This is a genomic window from Geodermatophilus sp. SYSU D00879 (assembly GCF_054050375.1).
Window position 1 is genome coordinate 43025 of the sequence record NZ_JBJGZF010000004.1, and the last position, 17613, is coordinate 60637.

The 17613-nt window shown below is 76.3% G+C and carries 22 protein-coding genes; 6 read left to right on the forward strand and 16 right to left on the reverse strand.

Features of this window, described 5'->3' with window-relative positions; all coding sequences use genetic code 11:
* Positions 1 to 82: 82 nt before the first annotated feature.
* Positions 83 to 961 (reverse strand): 3-methyladenine DNA glycosylase, encoded by an 879-nt coding sequence (locus tag ACI79B_RS07420; protein WP_456927406.1) that lies wholly within the window; start codon positions 959 to 961, stop codon positions 83 to 85.
* A gap of 148 nt (positions 962 to 1109) precedes the next feature.
* Between ACI79B_RS07420 and ACI79B_RS07425 the strand changes: the two genes are divergently transcribed.
* Positions 1110 to 1241 carry a hypothetical protein gene (locus ACI79B_RS07425; protein WP_457000092.1) on the forward strand — a complete coding sequence of 44 codons (132 nt, stop codon included), beginning with the start codon at positions 1110 to 1112 and terminating at the stop codon, positions 1239 to 1241.
* Positions 1242 to 1245: 4 nt separating this feature from the next.
* On the opposite strand, the gene ACI79B_RS07430 is transcribed toward ACI79B_RS07425, so the two are convergent.
* Both ACI79B_RS07430 and ACI79B_RS07435 read right to left on the reverse strand, forming a co-directional pair.
* Positions 1246 to 3195 (reverse strand): helix-turn-helix domain-containing protein, encoded by a 1950-nt coding sequence (locus ACI79B_RS07430; RefSeq protein ID WP_456927591.1) that lies wholly within the window; start codon positions 3193 to 3195, stop codon positions 1246 to 1248.
* A 17-nt stretch (positions 3196 to 3212) separates the two neighbouring features.
* Positions 3213 to 3965, reverse strand: coding sequence for a 3-hydroxybutyrate dehydrogenase (locus tag ACI79B_RS07435; protein ID WP_456927408.1), 753 nt, complete (start codon positions 3963 to 3965; stop codon positions 3213 to 3215).
* Between the two features lie 239 nt (positions 3966 to 4204).
* On the opposite strand from ACI79B_RS07435, the gene ACI79B_RS07440 reads away from it, so the two are divergent.
* On the forward strand, positions 4205 to 5572 hold the full coding sequence (locus ACI79B_RS07440) for an MFS transporter (RefSeq protein WP_456927409.1): 1368 nt from the start codon (positions 4205 to 4207) through the stop codon (positions 5570 to 5572).
* A gap of 66 nt (positions 5573 to 5638) precedes the next feature.
* On the opposite strand, the gene ACI79B_RS07445 is transcribed toward ACI79B_RS07440, so the two are convergent.
* From ACI79B_RS07445 to ACI79B_RS07495, 11 genes are all read right to left on the reverse strand, one after another.
* Positions 5639 to 5830 carry a hypothetical protein gene (locus ACI79B_RS07445; RefSeq protein ID WP_456927410.1) on the reverse strand — a complete coding sequence of 64 codons (192 nt, stop codon included), beginning with the start codon at positions 5828 to 5830 and terminating at the stop codon, positions 5639 to 5641.
* Entirely contained in the window at positions 5830 to 6081 is a 252-nt protein-coding gene (locus ACI79B_RS07450) for a hypothetical protein (protein ID WP_456927411.1), read from the reverse strand. Before ACI79B_RS07450 ends, ACI79B_RS07445 begins: the two co-directional genes overlap by 1 nt.
* A gap of 150 nt (positions 6082 to 6231) precedes the next feature.
* A complete protein-coding gene (locus tag ACI79B_RS07455) occupies positions 6232 to 8076 on the reverse strand; it encodes an acyl-CoA dehydrogenase (protein ID WP_456927412.1) in 1845 nt (614 codons plus the stop codon).
* A 149-nt stretch (positions 8077 to 8225) separates the two neighbouring features.
* Positions 8226 to 8636, reverse strand: a complete 411-nt coding sequence (locus ACI79B_RS07460) for a lipopolysaccharide assembly protein LapA domain-containing protein (protein WP_456927413.1) — start codon at positions 8634 to 8636, stop codon at positions 8226 to 8228.
* A gap of 69 nt (positions 8637 to 8705) precedes the next feature.
* Positions 8706 to 8891, reverse strand: coding sequence for a hypothetical protein (locus ACI79B_RS07465; RefSeq protein ID WP_456927414.1), 186 nt, complete (start codon positions 8889 to 8891; stop codon positions 8706 to 8708).
* Positions 8892 to 8937: 46 nt separating this feature from the next.
* The gene (locus tag ACI79B_RS07470) at positions 8938 to 9363 is read right to left on the reverse strand and encodes a hypothetical protein (RefSeq protein ID WP_456903131.1); all 426 of its coding nucleotides are present in this window, start codon (positions 9361 to 9363) and stop codon (positions 8938 to 8940) included.
* A 69-nt stretch (positions 9364 to 9432) separates the two neighbouring features.
* Positions 9433 to 10101 carry a TetR/AcrR family transcriptional regulator gene (locus ACI79B_RS07475; protein WP_456927415.1) on the reverse strand — a complete coding sequence of 223 codons (669 nt, stop codon included), beginning with the start codon at positions 10099 to 10101 and terminating at the stop codon, positions 9433 to 9435.
* 151 nt (positions 10102 to 10252) lie between these two features.
* Positions 10253 to 10405 carry a hypothetical protein gene (locus ACI79B_RS07480; protein ID WP_456927416.1) on the reverse strand — a complete coding sequence of 51 codons (153 nt, stop codon included), beginning with the start codon at positions 10403 to 10405 and terminating at the stop codon, positions 10253 to 10255.
* Positions 10406 to 10555: 150 nt separating this feature from the next.
* Complete coding sequence (locus ACI79B_RS07485) at positions 10556 to 10708, reverse strand: hypothetical protein (protein WP_456903129.1); 153 nt, start codon at positions 10706 to 10708, stop codon at positions 10556 to 10558.
* 69 nt (positions 10709 to 10777) lie between these two features.
* The gene (locus ACI79B_RS07490; protein ID WP_456927417.1) at positions 10778 to 11704 is read right to left on the reverse strand and encodes a PfkB family carbohydrate kinase; all 927 of its coding nucleotides are present in this window, start codon (positions 11702 to 11704) and stop codon (positions 10778 to 10780) included.
* A 33-nt stretch (positions 11705 to 11737) separates the two neighbouring features.
* Positions 11738 to 12328, reverse strand: coding sequence for a DUF6328 family protein (locus ACI79B_RS07495; protein ID WP_456927418.1), 591 nt, complete (start codon positions 12326 to 12328; stop codon positions 11738 to 11740).
* Positions 12329 to 12438: 110 nt separating this feature from the next.
* Here ACI79B_RS07495 and ACI79B_RS07500 point away from each other — a divergent pair, with 110 nt between their 5' ends.
* From ACI79B_RS07500 to ACI79B_RS07515, 4 genes are all read left to right on the forward strand, one after another.
* Positions 12439 to 12783, forward strand: coding sequence for a DUF3140 domain-containing protein (locus tag ACI79B_RS07500; RefSeq protein WP_456927419.1), 345 nt, complete (start codon positions 12439 to 12441; stop codon positions 12781 to 12783).
* A gap of 9 nt (positions 12784 to 12792) precedes the next feature.
* Positions 12793 to 13575, forward strand: a complete 783-nt coding sequence (locus ACI79B_RS07505) for a methyltransferase domain-containing protein (protein WP_456927420.1) — start codon at positions 12793 to 12795, stop codon at positions 13573 to 13575.
* 40 nt (positions 13576 to 13615) lie between these two features.
* Positions 13616 to 14644 carry a type III polyketide synthase gene (locus tag ACI79B_RS07510; protein ID WP_456927421.1) on the forward strand — a complete coding sequence of 343 codons (1029 nt, stop codon included), beginning with the start codon at positions 13616 to 13618 and terminating at the stop codon, positions 14642 to 14644.
* Between the two features lie 68 nt (positions 14645 to 14712).
* On the forward strand, positions 14713 to 15354 hold the full coding sequence (locus tag ACI79B_RS07515; RefSeq protein WP_456927422.1) for a response regulator transcription factor: 642 nt from the start codon (positions 14713 to 14715) through the stop codon (positions 15352 to 15354).
* 16 nt (positions 15355 to 15370) lie between these two features.
* On the opposite strand, the gene ACI79B_RS07520 is transcribed toward ACI79B_RS07515, so the two are convergent.
* Positions 15371 to 17023 (reverse strand): GAF domain-containing protein, encoded by a 1653-nt coding sequence (locus ACI79B_RS07520; protein WP_456927423.1) that lies wholly within the window; start codon positions 17021 to 17023, stop codon positions 15371 to 15373.
* A 67-nt stretch (positions 17024 to 17090) separates the two neighbouring features.
* Positions 17091 to 17573, reverse strand: a complete 483-nt coding sequence (locus ACI79B_RS07525) for a universal stress protein (RefSeq protein ID WP_456927424.1) — start codon at positions 17571 to 17573, stop codon at positions 17091 to 17093.
* Positions 17574 to 17613 lie beyond the last annotated feature (40 nt).

The window sequence follows — 17613 nt, forward strand, 5'->3', positions numbered from 1 at the left end:
GGCACCGCAGCACGATCAGCCGGGCTGATCGTGCTGCGTCCTGGCTCACCGTCGACCGTGAGCCAGGACGCTCTGCGGTGAGCTAGGACGCCAGCAGCGCGTCGCAGACCTCGACCAGCCGCCGGCGCAGCGGGGCGGCGCGCTCGGCGAAGCCCCGCTGCGCGGCGACGTACTCCGCCTTGCCCTCGGCGGTCTCGATCCGCACCGGCGCGTAGCCGCGGTCGGCGAGGTCGTAGGGCGAGGCCCGCATGTCCAGCTCGCGCACCTCGACGGCGAGCTCGAAGCAGTCCGCCACCAGCTCGCCGGGCACCGCGGGGGAGAGCTTGTAGGCCCACTTGTAGAGGTCCATCGTCGCGTGCAGGCAGCCCGGCTGCTCCATCGCGACCTGGGTCTCCCGCGTCGGCCGCAGCCGGTTGAGCCCGACGGCGGACGGCGTGAAGAACCGGAACGCGTCGAAGTGGCTGCACCGGATCGCGTGCGCCTCCACGACGGCGTCGGTGCCCGCCCGCCCCAGCCGCAGCGGGACCGCGTGCCGCCGCTCGTCGGCGCGGTGCACCATCGCCCACTCGTGCAGCCCGAAGCAGCCGGTCTGCGCCGGCCGGGACGCGGTGGCGGCGAGCAGGTCCCGCACGAAGCGGACGGTCGGCGCGCGGTCGGCCAGGTAGGCCGCGACGTCGAGCCGCACGGTGCCGTCGTAGCCGGTCGCGTACCAGCGCCAGGCCGCGTGCGGCGCCGGGCCCTCCGCCGACGGCGCCAGCGCGACGCCCGGGCCCGGGTGCCACCGGCGCAGCCGCGACGGCGTCTCCGAGTAGTAGGTGAACAGGAAGTCCAGCACGGGGTGCTTCTCGCCCCGGCGACGGCGGTCGCGGTGCGGCGCGGTCCACCGCTCCACCCGCGCGTCGTGCGCGGCCGCCCGCGCCGTCCACGCGGCCGCCGGCAGACAGGGGAGGACGGCGGTCACCGGACCAGGGTAGGAGGGTCCTCCGGCCCACCGGCCGGGGACGGGACGGGACGGGACGGTGCCAGCCTGGGGGTCTGCGACGAGGGAGGCGACCGCCATGGCCGGCGACGCGCGGACCACTCCGAAGCCCCTGCGGTGCCGCCTGGGGATGCACGCCTACGTCCAGCGCCACCCCGACGACGAGCGGCTGCGCGGCCCCGACCAGAAGGTGTGCCGGCGCTGCGGCAGGCGGCGGGACGTCGTGAACACCATCATCCCGGGCGGCTTCTCCCCGGGCTGACCGGTCAGACGTCCGCGCCTTCGGTGGTGGTCAGCCGGTGCAGCCGCAGCGCCAGCTGCACCTCCAGCGCCCGCTCCGGCGCCGACCAGTCGCGGCCCAGCAGCCGGCCGACCCGGTCCAGCCGCTGGGTGACCGTGTTGACGTGCACGTTGAGCACCTCGGCCGCCCGCGCGGGGGAGCCGCCGGTGTCGAACCAGGCCCGCAGCGTGGCCACCAGGTCGGTGCCCCGGCGGGCGTCGTAGTCGAGCACCGGCGCCAGCGTGGCCTGCACGAAGCCGGGCACGTCGCGGCCCTCGCCCACCAGCAGGCCGACGAAGCCCAGCTCGTCCGCGCTCGCCGACTCCCCGGTGCGGCCCAGCGCCTCCAGCGTCGAGGCGCACCGCGCGGCCTCGGCCCACGCGCCGGCCACCGCGGCCGGGCCGGGCGCGGGCCCGGCGCCGCCGGCGGTGACCGGCCGCCCGACCGCCGCGGCGACCTCCCGGCGCACCAGCGCGGCCGCCCCTCCCGGCGCGAGGTCGGGCAGGCACAGGACGACGCGGCCGTCGCGGACCCCGGCGAGCCCGCCGCGGGTCGCGGCCAGGTGCGCGGCGGCGGCCAGCGCCCGGCCGCGGCAGCGCTCCTCCACCCGGACGACGACGACCGACGCCGGCCGGTCCAGGTCGGTGCCCAGCCGGCGGGCGCGCTCGCGCAGGCCGTCGGGGTCGCGCAGCGGCACGGTCAGCAGCTCGTCGAGCAGCTCCCCGCGCACCCGCCCCTCGGCCTCGCCGGCGGTGCGCCGGATGAGCAGCAGCAGCGCGGTGACCAGCGCGGCGCGCTCGAGGATGCGCTGGTCGGCGTCGGACAGGTCGCCCTCGCGCTGCAGCACCAGCCCGCCGAGCAGGTCGCTGCCCACGGTCACCGCCGCGGTCCACCAGTCGCCGTCGCGCACGGTGCGGCCGGTGGAGCGGGCCAGCGCCAGCGCACCGGCGGGGTCCGGCGGGAGCGCGCCGCCGCCGTCGGCCGCGGGGGACGGGCGGCCCTCCTCGTCGATCACGGTGATCCGCCCGCCCAGCGCGTCGGTCACGGCCGCGGCCACACCCTCGACGCCGCCCCCGCGCAGCACGACGTCGATGAACCGGTCGTGCGCGCCCGCCGCCCGCTCCACCGACTCGGTGTGCTCCCGCAGCTCCCGGGTGGCCGCCGACAGCTCCTCCAGGGCGGCCCGGGTCTCCTCCAGCAGCCGCGCGTTGTCCAGTGCGATCGCGGCGTGCGCGGCCAGCGAGCCGAGCAGCGCCACCTCGGACCGGTCGAAGGTCCGCTCGGCGCGGTCGGCGGCGTAGAGCACCCCGATGACCTGCGACCCGCGGATCAGCGGCACGCCGAGGATGGCGACCAGGCCCTCCTCGCGGACGCCGCCGTTGATGTCGTCGGTGTGGTGGAACCGGGCGTCGGTGAAGTAGCTCGCCGTCGCGTAGGGCGCGGCCGTCTGGGCGACCAGCCCGCCCAGCCCCTCGCCCATCGGCAGCCGCAGCGCCTGGAAGCGCGCGGACACCGAGCCGTCGGTCACCCGCATGTAGGTGTCGCCGTGGGCGTCGTCGTTGAGCGTCAGGTACGAGACGTCGGTGCCCAGCAGCTGGCGGGCGCGGCGGACGATCGCGGTGAGCACCGAGTCGACGCCGCGCAGCGTGGCGAGGTCGCTGGCGGTGTCGAACAGCGCCGACAGCTCCGACTCCCGCCGGCGGCGCGCGGCGAAGGCGGCGCGTACCTGCAGGGCCAGCAGCCGGACCTGCTCCAGCTCGGCGAGCGTGGCCGGGTCGGCGCCCGCGGCCCGGGCGCGCACCAGCGGGCCCTCGTACTCGATGGCCGCGGCGTCGTCGAGGACCATCTGCAGGTACTCGGCGGCCGCCGAGGGGACCCGGGGCGCGCGGCCGGGGCCGTCGGCGGGCAGCGCTGCGGTCCGGGCCACGACCGGCATTGTCACCGGCCGGGCCATCAGTGGGCGGTCCACCCGCCGTCCATGAGCAGCGAGGTGCCGGTGACCGAGGCCGCGGCGGGGGAGCACAGCCAGGCGACGGCGTCGGCGACCTCGGCCGGCTCGATCAGCCGCTTGAGCGCCGCCGGCGCGAGCATCACCTGCTCGACGACCTCGTCCTCGGAGATCCCGTGGCTGCGGGCCTGGTCGGCGATCTGCCCCTCGACCAGCGGCGTCCGCACGTAGGCCGGGGCCACGCAGTTGGAGGTGACCCCGTGCGGGGCGCCCTCGAGCGCGACCACCTTCGACAGGCCCTCGAGCGCGTGCTTGGCGGTGACGTAGGCGGACTTGAACGCCGACGCCCGGTGCCCGTGCACCGAGCTGACGTTGACCACCCGGCCCCAGCCGCGCCGGTACATGTGCGGCAGCGCGCCGCGGACCAGGCGGAACGGCGCCTCGACCATGAGCCGCTGGATGGTGGAGAACACCTCGACGGGGAACTCGTGCAGCGGCGCGACGTGCTGGAAGCCGGCGTTGTTGACCAGCACGTCGACGTCGAGGTCGAGCGCGTCGACGGCGGCCAGGTCGGACAGGTCGACGGCGACGGCGCTGCCGCCCACGGTGCGGGCCACCTCCTCGGCCGCCGCGCCGTCCCGGTCGACGACGACCACCGCGGCGCCGGCCTCGGCCAGCCGGGCGGCGACCGCGCGGCCGATGCCCGACCCCCCGCCGGTCACCATCGCCCGCCGTCCCTCGAGGTCCTCCGCGCTCATGGCGGCGACGCTAGGCCGCGGGTGCGGCCCCTCCCACGGCGGCGGCCCACACACCTCCGGCCTCGGGGGTGGGTGCCGCCCACACCGGGGGTTCCCGCCCGTCGGGGCACCGGTCGGGGCCGGGACATGTCCGCGGACCACATGACCTGGTTCACAGAACTGGCCTCCGGCACATGGGCAGACCCCCGGGCGCTTCCTAGCGTCGACCGGGTCCGGATCCGTCCACCGAGGAGAACCGCGTGTCCGCACCCACCCAGACCCACCAGAGACGGAGCTTCGGCCGCGTCGTCGGTGCGAGCATCATCGGCACCACCGTCGAGTGGTACGACTTCTTCCTCTACGGCTCGGCCGCCGCGCTCGTCTTCGGCCCGCTGTTCTTCCCCGACTCCTCCGACTTCGCCGCCGTGCTGCTGGCCTTCGGCACCTACGCCATCGGCTTCGCGGCCCGCCCCATCGGCGCGCTGGTCTTCGGCCACTTCGGCGACCGGGTCGGCCGCAAGAAGCTGCTGGTCGTCTCGCTGCTCATGATGGGCGGCGCCACCTTCGCCATCGGCCTGCTGCCGACCTACGCGACCGTCGGCGCGCTCGCCCCGCTGCTGCTGGTGTTCCTCCGCCTGGTGCAGGGCTTCGCCCTCGGCGGCGAGTGGGGCGGCGCCGTCCTCATCGTCTCCGAGCACGGCCGGCCCGAGAACCGCGGCTTCTGGGCCTCCTGGCCGCAGGCCGGGGCGCCCGCCGGCCAGCTCCTCTCCACCGCCGTGCTCGCGCTGCTGGCCGCGTTCCAGTCCGACGCGGCCTTCGAGTCCTGGGGCTGGCGCATCCCGTTCCTGCTCTCGGCCGTGCTCATCCTGGTCGGCCTGTGGGTGCGGCTGGCGGTCAGCGAGTCGCCGGTGTTCCTCGAGGCGCAGCGCGTCGCCGAGGCGAAGGCCCGGGAGACCGGCGCGGCCGAGCAGGCGCCGATCGCCGTCGTCCTCAAGCGCTACAAGCGCGAGGTGCTCGTCGCCATGGGCGCCCGCATCGCCGAGAACGTCGCCTTCTACATCCTCACGGCGTTCACCACGGCCTACCTCACCAAGGCGCTCGGCCTGGACGCCTCGTTCGCCCTGAACGCGCTGCTGATCGCGTCCGCGGTGCACCTGGTGACCATCCCGCTGTGGGGCGCGCTCTCCGACCGCGTCGGCCGCCGGCCGGTCTACCTCCTCGGCGCCGCCGGCACCGGCATCTGGGGCTTCGCCCTGTTCGGCCTGTTCGACACCGGGAGCTTCGCCCTCGTCGTGCTGGCGCTGATCGTGGGCCTGCTCTTCCACGGCGCCATGTACGGCCCGCAGGCGGCGTTCTTCGCCGAGCTGTTCGGCACCAAGGCCCGCTACACCGGCGTCTCCATCGGCGCCCAGCTGGCCTCGCTGGTCGCCGGCGCGCCCGCACCGCTCATCGCGGTCGCCCTGCTCGGCAGCTTCGAGGACCCGAGCCCGACCCGCGTGGCCGTCTACCTGGCCGTCTGCGCCGTCGTCACGCTCGTGGCGGTCCTCGCCTACGGCGAGACCCGCGTCCGCGACCTCGCCGCGGACGACGCCGTCGAGACGGCGGACCGGGCGGCCGCCCGGGTCTGACCGCAGCGCACACGCCACGGGGCGCCTCCGATCCGGGATCGGGGGCGCCCCGTGGCGTGTGCCGGTCTAGCTGGCCTCGTTGCCGCCGCGCACCACGGAGTCGTCGCGCTGGGCGTCGTCGTCGGTGGTGAGGGTCGTGTCCTGCTCACCGCCGTCGGACCGGTCCTCGCCGGTGACGCCGTCGACCATGTTGCTCGCGGCCGGGCCGTCGGTGGTGTCCGGGGACTCGCGGTAGCCGGTGTGGTCCGTCTCGCTCATCAGTCCGATCTCCCTCCGGAACGGGGCGTGGGTCCCGGGACCTCGCCGGACGGGCCGTCCGTCCGGGCCCGGGCGATGTCGCTGTCAGCGCCTGCCGGCAGGTCGTCGCCGGAGGCGGCGTCCCGCTCGAGGGCCTCGTCGCGGGTGAGGGGGACGTCGTCGAAGCCGGTCCCGGTGCTGCTGTTGTCGCCGGAGCCCGACGCGGTCGGGACGCCCTGCTGGATGCGGTCACTGCCCTGCGGGTCGGTCATGGTGCCTCCTGTCCGACGGCGCTGTCGCGGGAGGCCATGCCCGCCGTCGTCCCCGCGAAACGGCCGCCGTCGAGGTGCCGAGACGACGACGGCCGCCGTCCCCCCGAGGGGACGACGGCCGACAGCCGTGGGGAGGAGGGTGGTCCGTCGTCAGAACGCGCCCTCGGGGACCTCCATCAGCGCGTTGTCGGTGGCCTCGACGATCGCCCGCTCGCCGGCCAGACGCGGCAGCACCTGGGTGGTGAAGAACCGGGTGGCGGCGAGCTTGCCCTCGTAGAACAGGCGGTCCTTCTCGCCCACCTCGCCGGCCAGGGCGGCCAGCGCCACCTCGGACTGGCGGACCAGCAGCCACGCGGTGACCAGGTCACCGACGGCCAGCAGCAGCCGGCTGGTGTTCTGGCCGACCTCGTAGAGCCTGGTCGTGTCCTGCTGGGCGCCGGTGAGCTGCCCGAACATGGCGGTGAGCATGGCCTGGACCTCGCCGAGGGCGGTCGCGAGGTGCGCCCGCTCCTCCTTGAGCCGGCCGTTGCCGGCCTCGGCGTCGATGGTGGCCTGGATCTGCGAGGCCAGCCAGGTCAGCGCGACGCCGCCGTCCTTGACGATCTTCCGGAAGAAGAAGTCCTGGCCCTGGATCGCCGTCGTGCCCTCGTAGAGGGTGTCGATCTTGGAGTCCCGGATGTACTGCTCGATCGGGTAGTCCTGCAGGTAGCCCGAGCCGCCCAGGGTCTGCAGCGACTCCTGCGTGAGCAGCTGGGTGGCCCGCTCCGAGCCGAAGCCCTTGACCACCGGCAGCAGCAGGTCGTTGACGCGGGCGGCGAGCCGCGCCTCCTCGCTGTCGGCGGTGCCGGCGGCCTCGGCCTCGGTGACCCGGTCGCGGAAGCTCGCCGCGTAGAGGTACATCGCCCGCATGCCCTCGGCGTAGGACTTCTGCAGCATCAGCGAGCGGCGGACGTCGGGGTGGTGGGTGATGGTCACCCGGGGGGCGTCCTTCGACGTCGCGGTGAGGTCGGCGCCCTGCACCCGCTCCTTGGCGAACGCCAGCGCCTGCTGGTAGCCCGCCGACAGGGTGGCGATCGCCTTGGTGCCCACGAACATCCGGGCGTGCTCGATGACCTTGAACATCTGGGCGATGCCGTCGTGCACCTCGCCGACCAGCCAGCCCCTGGCCGGGACCGGGCCGTCGCCGAAGGTGAGCTCGCAGGTCGTGGAGACCTTGAGGCCCATCTTCTTCTCGACGTTGGTGACGTACACGCCGTTGCGCTCGCCGAGCGCGCCGGTCCCGAGGTCGACGTGGAACTTGGGGACGACGAACAGCGACAGGCCCTTGGTGCCGGGCTTCGCGCCCTCGGGGCGGGCCAGCACCAGGTGGACGATGTTGTCGGACAGGTCGTGCTCGGCGGAGGTGATGAACCGCTTCACCCCGGTGATGTGCCAGGAGCCGTCCTCCTGCTGCACCGCCTTCGTGCGGCCGGCGCCGACGTCGGAGCCGGCGTCGGGCTCGGTGAGCACCATCGTGGCGCCCCACCTGTGCTCGATCATCAGCTCGGCGAGCCGCTTCTGGTCGGCGGTGCCGAGCTCGTGCAGGACGGCGGCGAAGGCGGCCCACGCGCCGTACATGAAGACGGCGGGGTTGGCGCCCAGCACCATCTCGAACGCGCCCCAGGTCAGGGCGTGCGGAGCGCCGAAGCCGCCGAGCTCCTCGGGCAGGTCCAGGCGGTACCACTCGCCGTCCTCGAGGGCGCGCACGGAGCGCTTGAACGACTCGGGCAGCGTCACCGAGTGCGTGGCGGGGTCGAACACCGGCGGGTTGCGGTCGGCGTCGGCGAAGCTCTCGGCGACCGGCCCCTCGGCCAGCCGCCGGATCTCGGCGAGCACACCGCGCGCGGTCTCGGCGTCCATCTGCGCGAACGGGCCGGTGCCGAACCGGTCCTTGGTGTCGAGGAACTCGAAGAGGTTGAACTCGAGGTCCCGCAGGTTCGCGGTGTAGTGGCTCATGCGGTCAGGCTCCGTTGCTCCGTGCCGTCGGGACGGCGAGCAGCTACCTACTCGCCGGTAACGAACGTTATTACCGGCGGGTAACCAGGAGCAAGGCCGCGGCCCGGGACACGCCCTCAGGGGTCAGGCGCGTCCCGGGCCGGGAGGGGTCAGCGGTTGCGGCGGCGGGCCCGCAGCACGAGGCCGGCGAACGAGGCGACCAGCGCCCCGAGCGCCGCGGCGATGAGCAGCGCCACCACCAGCGGCGCCTGCACGTCGCCGAAGACGAGGCTGATCTGCACCGTCTGGCCGTTGAACACGACGAACAGCACCAGGAGGACGGTGACGAACAGCAGCAGGCCGAGGGCGAGGCCGCGGCCGACGGTGCGGCCGGCGGCCCCGGCGCGCGAGGGCGCGGAGGGGCGCGTCGCCGCGGGGGAGGTGCCGGAGGTGGTGCCGGCGGGGGTGGTACCGGCGGACGTCGACGGGGTGCCGTAGCCGCCGGCGAGCGGGTCGCTGCCGGGCGCGGACGTGCCGGACGTCGGGTACCGGGGGTCGGCGGGCGAACCGGGAGCAGTCATGATCACGGACTGTCCGCGGGGCGGCTCCCTCAAACCGCGGACCCCCGGGTTCCGCCCGCGGGCGGGGCGTCAGTCCCGGTGCGCGGCCGGCTCGGTCTCCGCGGGCGGCCAGGACGGCCCGGCGGCGCCGTCGGCCGGGCCGGTCGCCTCGGGGCCGTCGGAGTCGGGCGCCGGCGGGCCGGACTCGCTGCTGCCCAGCGGGCCGACGGAGCGCGGCTCGTCCGGCTCGGGCATCTTCTGCTCGCGGGTGCTCACCCGCCCGAGTCTGCGGCCCCGGCGGGCGGGCGGCGACCGGACGGCGTCAGTCGTCGAGCGCGGGGCCGGCCTCGTGCGCGGGGTGCCCCGCGGTGCGCTCGCGCTGCTTCATGCGGGCCTCGAACACGTGCCGGTCGCCGTCGGCCAGCTCCTCGCGGGCCCGCTCGTCGAAGGCGCGGAACACCGACCAGTAGTTCGCGTCGTAGTCCTCGACGATCTGGAAGGTCCACCGGTCGGCGATGACGTTGCGGCCGACGAGGTCGCGGTCGAGGTCGTCGGCGAGCTCGGTGTGCCCGGCCTTGCGGAACAGCTCCACCGCCTCCTGCAGGAGCAGGTCCGCCTTGCCGGAGTGCTGGTGGAAGCCGTAGAGCTGGCCGCGGGCCTGCTCGATCGTCTCCAGGGCCTCGGAGAGCCTGCCGAGGCCCTCGACGGTCGTGTCGTCCAGGTCGGGGCGGCTGCGGTCCACGGTCACCGGCCCATCCTGCGGGCGCGGGACCGGGCCCGCCCGGCGAGCGGTGCGGCCACCCGCCGGGCGCCGGGGTCAGGCGGGGACGGCGACCGGCCCGGCGGCGAGCGCGGCGGAGGTGGCGACCGCGACGTCGGTCAGCTGCTCGGCCAGCGCGCGCCCGTGGGCGGCGGGGCCGTCGGGGCCGAGCAGGCCGCCGGAGAGGTACATGCCGTCGATGACCAGGTGGACCTGGGCGGCGAGGTCCTCGCCGAAGCCGGGCGCGACCTGCTCGGCCAGCCGCTCGAGGCGGGCGTGCAGCTCGAACTTGTAGTCGGCGGCCGCGCTGCGGGCCGGGTGCGCCGGGTCGTCGTACTCGCTGCTGACGTTGGTGAACGGGCAGCCGCGGAAGCCGGCGCGGGTGACGTCGGCGTCGACGTACTCGACGACGGCGAGCAGCGCGGCGCGCGGGTCGTCCTCGTGCAGCAGCAGGAGCTCGTCGATGTGGCCGAGCACCGTGGCGGCCTTGCGGGCCAGGTAGGCGCCGACCAGCTCGTCCTTGCTCTTGAAGAGCCGGTAGACGGTCATCTTCCCCAGGCCCGTCTCGCGGACGAGCTCGTCCATGCCGACGCTGCGCGAGCTGCGGGCGGAGAACAGCCGCTCCGCGGTGTCGAGGACGATCGCCTCCCGCTCCGCGCGGCTGCGGCGGACCGGGGAGGGGCTGTCGGCGTCGGCGTCGGCGAAGGAGAGGGCGGCGGCGGTCACACGGGGGATCGTGCCGCCTGCCGTGACGGATCAGTTCGCGGCACGCCGGGCACCCGGCACGGCTGCGCGCTCGTGGGTGCCGAGGGGCGAACGCGCAGGTCGGGGCGGTGGTGAACGGTGGGACCGCTGTGACGACGCGTCCGGCGCGACGTCAGGCGCGGCGGGTGCGGCGCGGGTTGGCCAGCAACCGGACGACGCGCTCGGCGGCCGTCCGGTCGGCGCCTGACCCCGGGGCCGGCGGGGTGCCGGGGGCGTCGTCGGGGGTGTCGTCGGGGGTCCGGTCCTCGGGCTGTACCTGGTCCATGCGGGCCAGCCTGCCCCCTCCCGGCCTGCGGAGACAGTCCCGGGCGGGGGCCGCGTCCTCCCGGGCGGTGAGAGGTGCGTCACTCCAGGGGCGCGGCACGGCCAGGCCGCCGGACCGTGCCGCGCCCCCGGGTGGGACGGGTCCGTCCGGTCAGACGTCGGGGCTCTCGGCGGGGCCGTCGCCCAGCGGCTGGCCCTCGGCGGGCTCCTCGGAGCGCGGGGTGCGCCCGGCGTCACCCTCGTCGCCGGGCGGGTCGCCCTCCGCGCGCTCGGGCGTGCGCGGCGGCCGTTCGGGCTCGGTCACGGCTCCTCCTCGGGATGCGGCGGTGCGGTCGGGGAGGCCTTGCCCACCTGCGCGCCCGCCAACCCCGGCTCAGTCCACGCGGGTCGCCGCGGGCACCCGCGGCAGCACCGCCCGGACGGCGGCGGCGTCGGGCAGGGCGCCCCGCGCCCCAGGCCCGGTCGTCGACAGCGCCGCGGCCGCGACTGCCTCGCGCACCGCGCCGGCCAGGTCCGCGCCCCGCGCCAGGGCGGCGCCGAGCGCGCCGCACAGGCAGTCGCCCGCGCCGGTGGTGTCCACGGGCTCGACCGGCGGCGGCCCCTGCAGCAGCACCGGACCGTCCTCCGGCACCACGAGCGCGCCCCGGGCGCCCAGGGTCACCACGGTGGCCGCCGCGCCGAGGGTGCGGGCGAGGGCGGCCAGCTCCGCCGGCGTCCGCGGCTCGGGGTCCGCGCCGGCCAGCTGCACCAGCTCGTGCTCGTTGGGCACCAGCACCGCCACCCGCCGCAGCAGCTCCGGCGGCAGGGGCTGCGGCGGCGCGGGGGTGAGCACGACGGTGCCCGACGCCGCGTCCGCGGCCGCCTGCACGGTGGCCAGCGGCACCTCGAGCTGCAGCAGCACCACCGCGGCCCGGTGCACGGCCGGCACGTCGACGTCGTCCGGCGTCAGCTCCCCGTTGGCCCCCGGGACGACGACGATGAGGTTCTCCCCGCTGCCGTCCTCGACCGGGATCGTCGCCGAGCCGGTCGGCTGCCCCGGCGTCGGGAGGACCGGCGCCGTGTCCACCCCGGCGTCGGTCAGCGCCGCCCGCTGCCGCTCCCCGGCCGGGTCGTCGCCCACCCGGCCGACCATCACCACCCCGGACCCGGCCAGACGCCCCGCGGCCGCCGCCTGGTTGGCGCCCTTGCCGCCCGGGGCGCGCACCGCCTCCCGCCCGACGACGGTCTCGCCCCGCCCGGGCAGCCGCCCGACCGCGACCAGCACGTCCTCGTTCAGGCTGCCGACGACGGTGACGGACACGGGCGACCTCCGGGAGCGCGGCGACGACGGCGCTCAGTCTGCGGGCCGCTCCCCGTCGTACCGCGGGCCGGGCTCGTGCGCGCTGTCCGGGCGCCGCGCCCACAGGGGCAGCCCGTACCAGGTCGCCGTCCCGACGAGCAGGACGCCCACCCCGGCGACGACGCCGGGCCCGCGGCCCAGGACGACGTCGAGGACGAGCAGCACGCCGGAGCTGATCGCCAGCACCAGCAGCGCCAGGCCGACCAGGAGCAGCCGGTCGCCGACCACGACGAGCACCGCCTTGCGCCGCCGGCGGAACACCAGCCGGTGGAAGGCGACCGGGGCGATGAGGGCGACCGTCGCCAGCGCCGAGGCCAGCAGCGTCACGGTGTAGACGGTGAGCTGGAAGCCGTCGAGCTCGGTGAACCGCTGCGTGAAGGCCAGACCGAGCAGGAAGGCGAACAGCACCTGCACGCCGGTGATGGCGACCCGCAGCTCCTGCAGCAGCTCGGCGAGGTTGCGGTCGAGGACCTGGTCGAGGCTCTCCCCGCGCGCCTCGGCGTTCTGGGTCGCGGTGGAGACGTCGAAGCCGCCGGCGCGCCCGCGCGTCGTCGTCCTCCCGTTGCCGTCCTCGCCCGGCCCCACGCCCCCCGGGTACCCGGGACGGCGGCCGCCTACCCGGACTCGTGCCCGTGCGCCGTTTCCCGAGGTCGGGCCCGCGGTACCGCCCGGGGAGGACCGAGCGAGGAGGGGCCGTGGCCGACGAGGACCGGGACGCGATCAGGAAGGACTTCGGCGAGGCGGTCAACATGAGCGCCTCGGAGCTGCAGAGGTGGCTGGACACCGACGAGTCGCGGTCGGTGGGGCAGAAGAGCGGCGGGTCGGGGGAGTCCACCGGGCACGAGTCCGGCCGGCGGATCGTCGAGCTCCTGCACAAGAAGAGGGGCGACCTCACCGACGACGACTACGCGCACATGCGGAAGGTCCACGGCTACGTCCAGCGGCACCTCGCCCAGGAGCCGAACGAGGAGGACGTCGAGGACTCCAGGTGGCGGTACTCGCTGATGAACTGGGGCCACGACCCGCTGAAGAAGGGCTGACCCCGCCCCGTGCGCATCGACGACCCCCGCCGCAACGACCCGGCCCAGTACGACGACCTGGCCGACCAGTGGTGGGAGGCGACGGGCGGGTTCGCGATGCTGCACTGGTTCGCCGCCTCGCGCGCCGAGCACATCCCGCCCGCACCGGGTCCCGGCGCGCTGCTGGTCGACCTCGCCTGCGGCGGCGGGCTGATGGCCCCGCACGCCGCGCGCCTGGGGTACCGGCACGTCGGCGTCGACCTCGGCGCCGCCGGGCTCGCGGTGGCCGCGCGGCACGGCGTCCTGGCGGTGCGCGGCTCGGTGCTCGCGGTGCCGCTGCGGGACGGGTGCGCCGACGTGGTCGTGGCCGGGGAGATCCTCGAGCACGTCGACGACGACGTCGCGGTCCTCGCCGAGGCCGCCCGGCTGCTGCGCCCCGGCGGGACGCTGGTCATCGACGCGATCGCCGCCACCCGGCTGGCCGAGATCATCGCCGTCCGGCTCATGGAGCGGGTCCCCGGCGGGCCGCCGCCGGGCATCCACGACCCCGCGCTGTTCGTCGACCGGCGCCGGCTGCTCGCCGCGGCCGACCGGCTGGGCCTCGACCTGCGGCTGGTGGGGTGGCGCCCGTCGGTGCGCGACCTGGTCGCCTGGCGGCTCGGCCGGCGCGACGTCGTCCGCATGCGGGAGCTGCCCACGACGGCGGTGCTGTTCGTCGGCTACGGCCGCAAGCGCGACGCCGCGCGTCCGCCGGGTGACGGCACGCCACCCGAGGAGCGCGGCACCGCCTCCGCCCGTACGGTCGGGGCGTGATCACCTCGCTGAGCAGCCCGTTCCCCCGGGAGCCCCGCGGGTGAGCGCCGCCGTGCTGACCGGCGCCGGGGCCGCCCTCCCGGCGACCCTCGACCAGGACGCGGCGTGGGAGGGCTTCTTCGCCCGGCACTACGAGGGCGTCCGCGCCGCCCGGCGGATCTGGAGGAGCGCCGGCGTGCGCACCCGGCACGCGGTGGCCAACCCGGTCGACGAGGACCTCAGCCGGTGGAGCACCGGCGCCCGCATGGCCCGCTACGTGGAGGAGGCGCTGCCGCTGGGGAAGCAGGCGGTCGCCGGGGCGCTCGACGACGCCGGCCTCGCGCCGGGTGACGTCGGCCTGTTCGCCGTCGCCACCTGCACCGGGTACGCCACCCCCGGGCTGGACATCCGGCTGGCCAGCGACCTGGGCATGCCCGCGGGCCTGCAGCGGCTGCTGGTGGGGCACATGGGCTGCTACGCCGCGCTGCCCGGGCTGGCCGCCGTCGGCGACTTCGTGACCGCGCGCTCGCGCCCGGCGGTGCTGCTGTGCTGCGAGCTGACCAGCCTGCACGTGCAGCCGGCCCAGCGGGACCTGGACCAGGTGGTCGCGCACGCGCTGTTCTCCGACGCCGCGGCCGCCGTCGTCGTCGAGCCCGGCGCCGGGCGCGGGCGGCGGCTGGCCGGCGTGGTCGCGCGCACCGACCCCTCGACCGCCGACCACATGACCTGGGACGTCACCGACCTCGGCTTCCGCATGGGGCTGTCCCCGCGGGTGCCCGACGTGCTGTCCCGGTACGTGGGCGACGTCGTCGCGGAGCTGCTCGACGGCGCGGGACTGCGGGCCGAGGACGTCGCCGGGTGGGCGGTGCACCCCGGGGGCCCGCGGATCATCGACGTCGTCCGCGACGAGCTCGGTCTCGCCGAGTGGCAGGTCGCCGCGTCCCGCCGGGTGCTGGCCGAGCACGGCAACTGCTCCTCGGCGACCGTGCTGCTGGTGCTGCAGGAACTGGCCGACGTCGACGGCCCGGTGGTCGCGATGGCCTTCGGTCCGGGGTTGACCCTGTACGCAGCGTTGCTCCTGCCGACCTGACCTCCCAAGACACCCTGTTTCCGCACTACCCTCTGTGATCGCGATCACGATCGAGGAGGGGGTCGGTCATGGTCACCAGTGCGTCCGTCCGCGTGTTCCTGGTCGACGACCACGAGGTGGTGCGCCGCGGCGTGGCCGAGGTCCTCGAGGACGACCCCGGGCTCGCGGTGGTCGGCGAGGCGGGGAGCGTCGCGGAGGCCCTGGCCCGCTGCCCGGCGGTCCGGCCCGACGTCGTCCTCGTGGACATGCGGCTGCCCGACGGCGACGGCGCCGAGCTGATCCGCCGGCTGGCGGAGCGGCTGCCCGGCGTCCGCTGCATGGTGCTGTCCAGCTACGCCGACGAGGCGGCGGTCGCCGCGGCCGCGTCGGCCGGGGCGGCCGGCTACGTCGTCAAGCAGGTGCGCGGCGCGGACCTGGTCTCGGCGGTGCACACGGTCGCGGGCGGCGGCACGCTGGGCGGCTGGCCGGGGCGGCGGCCGGGGACCGGACCGGACGGCGACCGGCGGCTGGCCGCCCTCACCGAGCAGGAGCGCACCGTGCTCATGCTCATCGGCGAGGGGCTGACCAACCGGCAGATCGGCGAGCGGATGGGCCTGGCCGAGAAGACGGTCAAGAACTACACCAGCCACCTGCTGGCCAAGCTGGGACTGGAGCGGCGCACCCAGGCCGCGATCCTGGCCACCGAGCTGCGCGGCCGCCGGTCCTCCTGACCGGCGGGCCGGGCGCTCAGGACCGCTGCGCCCGCCCCGGCACCGTCCAGCTCACCTCGGTGCCCGCCGGACCCCCGGTCGCGGTCAGCCGCCCGCCGCGGCGCTCGGCGCGCTCGGCCAGGTTGGCCAGCCCGCTGCGGCGAGTGACCTCGGGCAGCCCGCGGCCGTCGTCGGTGACCCGGACGGACACCGGCGCGCCCGGCCCGTCCTCCCCGACCTCGACCGACACCTCGACCCGGCTGGCGCCCGCGTGCCGGACGACGTTGGTCACGAGCTCCCGCACCACCGCCAGCAGGTCGGTGGCCAGGCCCGCGGGCAGGCCGTCGAGGTCCCCGCGCAGTCGCAGCCCCGGCTGCACCGGGGAGCCCTCGGTGGCCTGCCGCACGGCGTCGGCCACCCCCGCGGCCAGGCCCTCGGGGACGACGTCGTCGTGGAGGCCGAAGATCGCCGAGCGGATCTGCGCCAGCGTCCCGTCCAGCTCGTCGACGCTGCGCCCGATGCGGCGGGCGGCGTAGGGGTCGACGTCCTCCAGCGTCCGGCCGATGCGGTCCAGCGTCAGCGCCGTCGCGTAGATCCGCTGGACGACGTGGTCGTGCAGGTCCCGGGCGATCCGGTCGCGGTCGGCCTGCACCTGCAGCCGGCGCTCGCGCCGCTGGCTGCGCGCCAGCTCCAGGGCCAGCCCCGCCTGACCGGCGAACGCGGACAGCGCCTCGAGGACCTCGGCGTCGAACGGCTCGCGGTCGGCGCGGCGCAGGCAGACCAGGGTCCCCAGAGCCGGGCCGAGCGGGACGATGACCGCGGAGCGGGCGCCGCGGACGATCTCGACCGCGACCTCGGCGTGCCGGCCCAGCACGGGGTCCGCCGCGACGTCCTCCACCAGCTCCCCCAGCCCGGTGCGGTGCACCCGGCCGACGTGGGTGTCCTCCAGCGGGACCCGCACCCCGTCGAGCTCGCCGGCCATGTAGCCGGCCGAGGCCACGATGGTCAGCGCCTCGGGGTCGCCCTCCTGCGCGATGAGCAGCGCCCCGGCCTCGGCGTCGCTCAGCGCGACGGCCCGTTCGGCCACCGTCAGCAGCACCTCGGCCGGGTCCTCCCCCGAGAGCAGCTCGGTCGCCACCTCGGTGCCGGCCTGCACCCACGCCCGGCGGCGCTCGGCGGCCTCGGCCAGCCGCGCGTTCTCGATCGCCAGGCCCGCGGCCGCGGCCAGCGCCAGCACCGCCTCCTCGTCGGCCTCGGTGAACGGGCCGCCGGTGCGCTTCTCGGTCAGGTAGAGGTGGCCGAAGACGGCGTCGCGGACGCACACCGGCACCCCGAGGAAGGACTGCATCGGCGGGTGGCCGGCCGGGAAGCCGACGGAGGCGGGGTGGGACCCGAGGTCGTCGAGGCGCAGCGGCTCGGGGTGGTCGACCAGCAGGCCGAGGATGCCGGCGCCGGCCGGCAGGCGGTCGATGCCGCCGCGGGTCTCCTCGTCCATGCCGACGATGACGAACCGGTCCAGCCGCCGCCCGTCGCGGGTGAGGACGCCGAGCGCCCCGTAGCGGGCGTCGGCGTGCGCGACCGCCGCCTCGACGATGGCGTGCAGCGTGGCCTCGAGGTGCTCCCCGGCCGCGGCCGCGCGCACGCCGGCGGCGAGCGCCGGCGGTGCGCCCTCCGGGCCGGGCGGGGTCACGGCCCGTCCGGAGGGTCCCTGGTGTGCGCCGGGCTGGTCGCCCGCCGGGGGAGTCACGCCACGGGGCTCACGCACCGTGGGCGATGCGGCGGGCGGGTGAGCGCGGCGTGACCTGCCGCAGGAGGGCCCGTCCGGATCCGTTCACCAGCACCAGGTCACCACCGCGGCCGGCCCCGACCAGGGCCTCGAGCAGCGGCCGCTCCAGGGTGGCGATGCGGACGCGGCCGGTCACGCCGGTCTCGCCGATGGCGCGGACGACCTGGGCCTCGATCCGCTCGAGGGTCACGGCGCGTTCGTGCTCCGCGGCCGCGCGCTGCCCGTTCAGCGCCCTCTCGCCGCCGTCGACGACGTCGACGGCGAGCACGGTCCCCTCGCGCCGGGCCGCCTCGCGCAGCGCCCACACCAGGGCGCCGTAGCCGGAGGCCGAGCCGTCGACGTGGACGACGAGCGAGGGGGCGGGACGGCGGGACAGCTGGGGGACGAGGCGGACGGGCTCGACGGGCGGAACGGACCGGTCCCCGGGCGGAACTGGAGCGGTCGAATCTGCCATGTAGTGATCCTCGCGATACGCGGCGCATCCGGACAGGGAC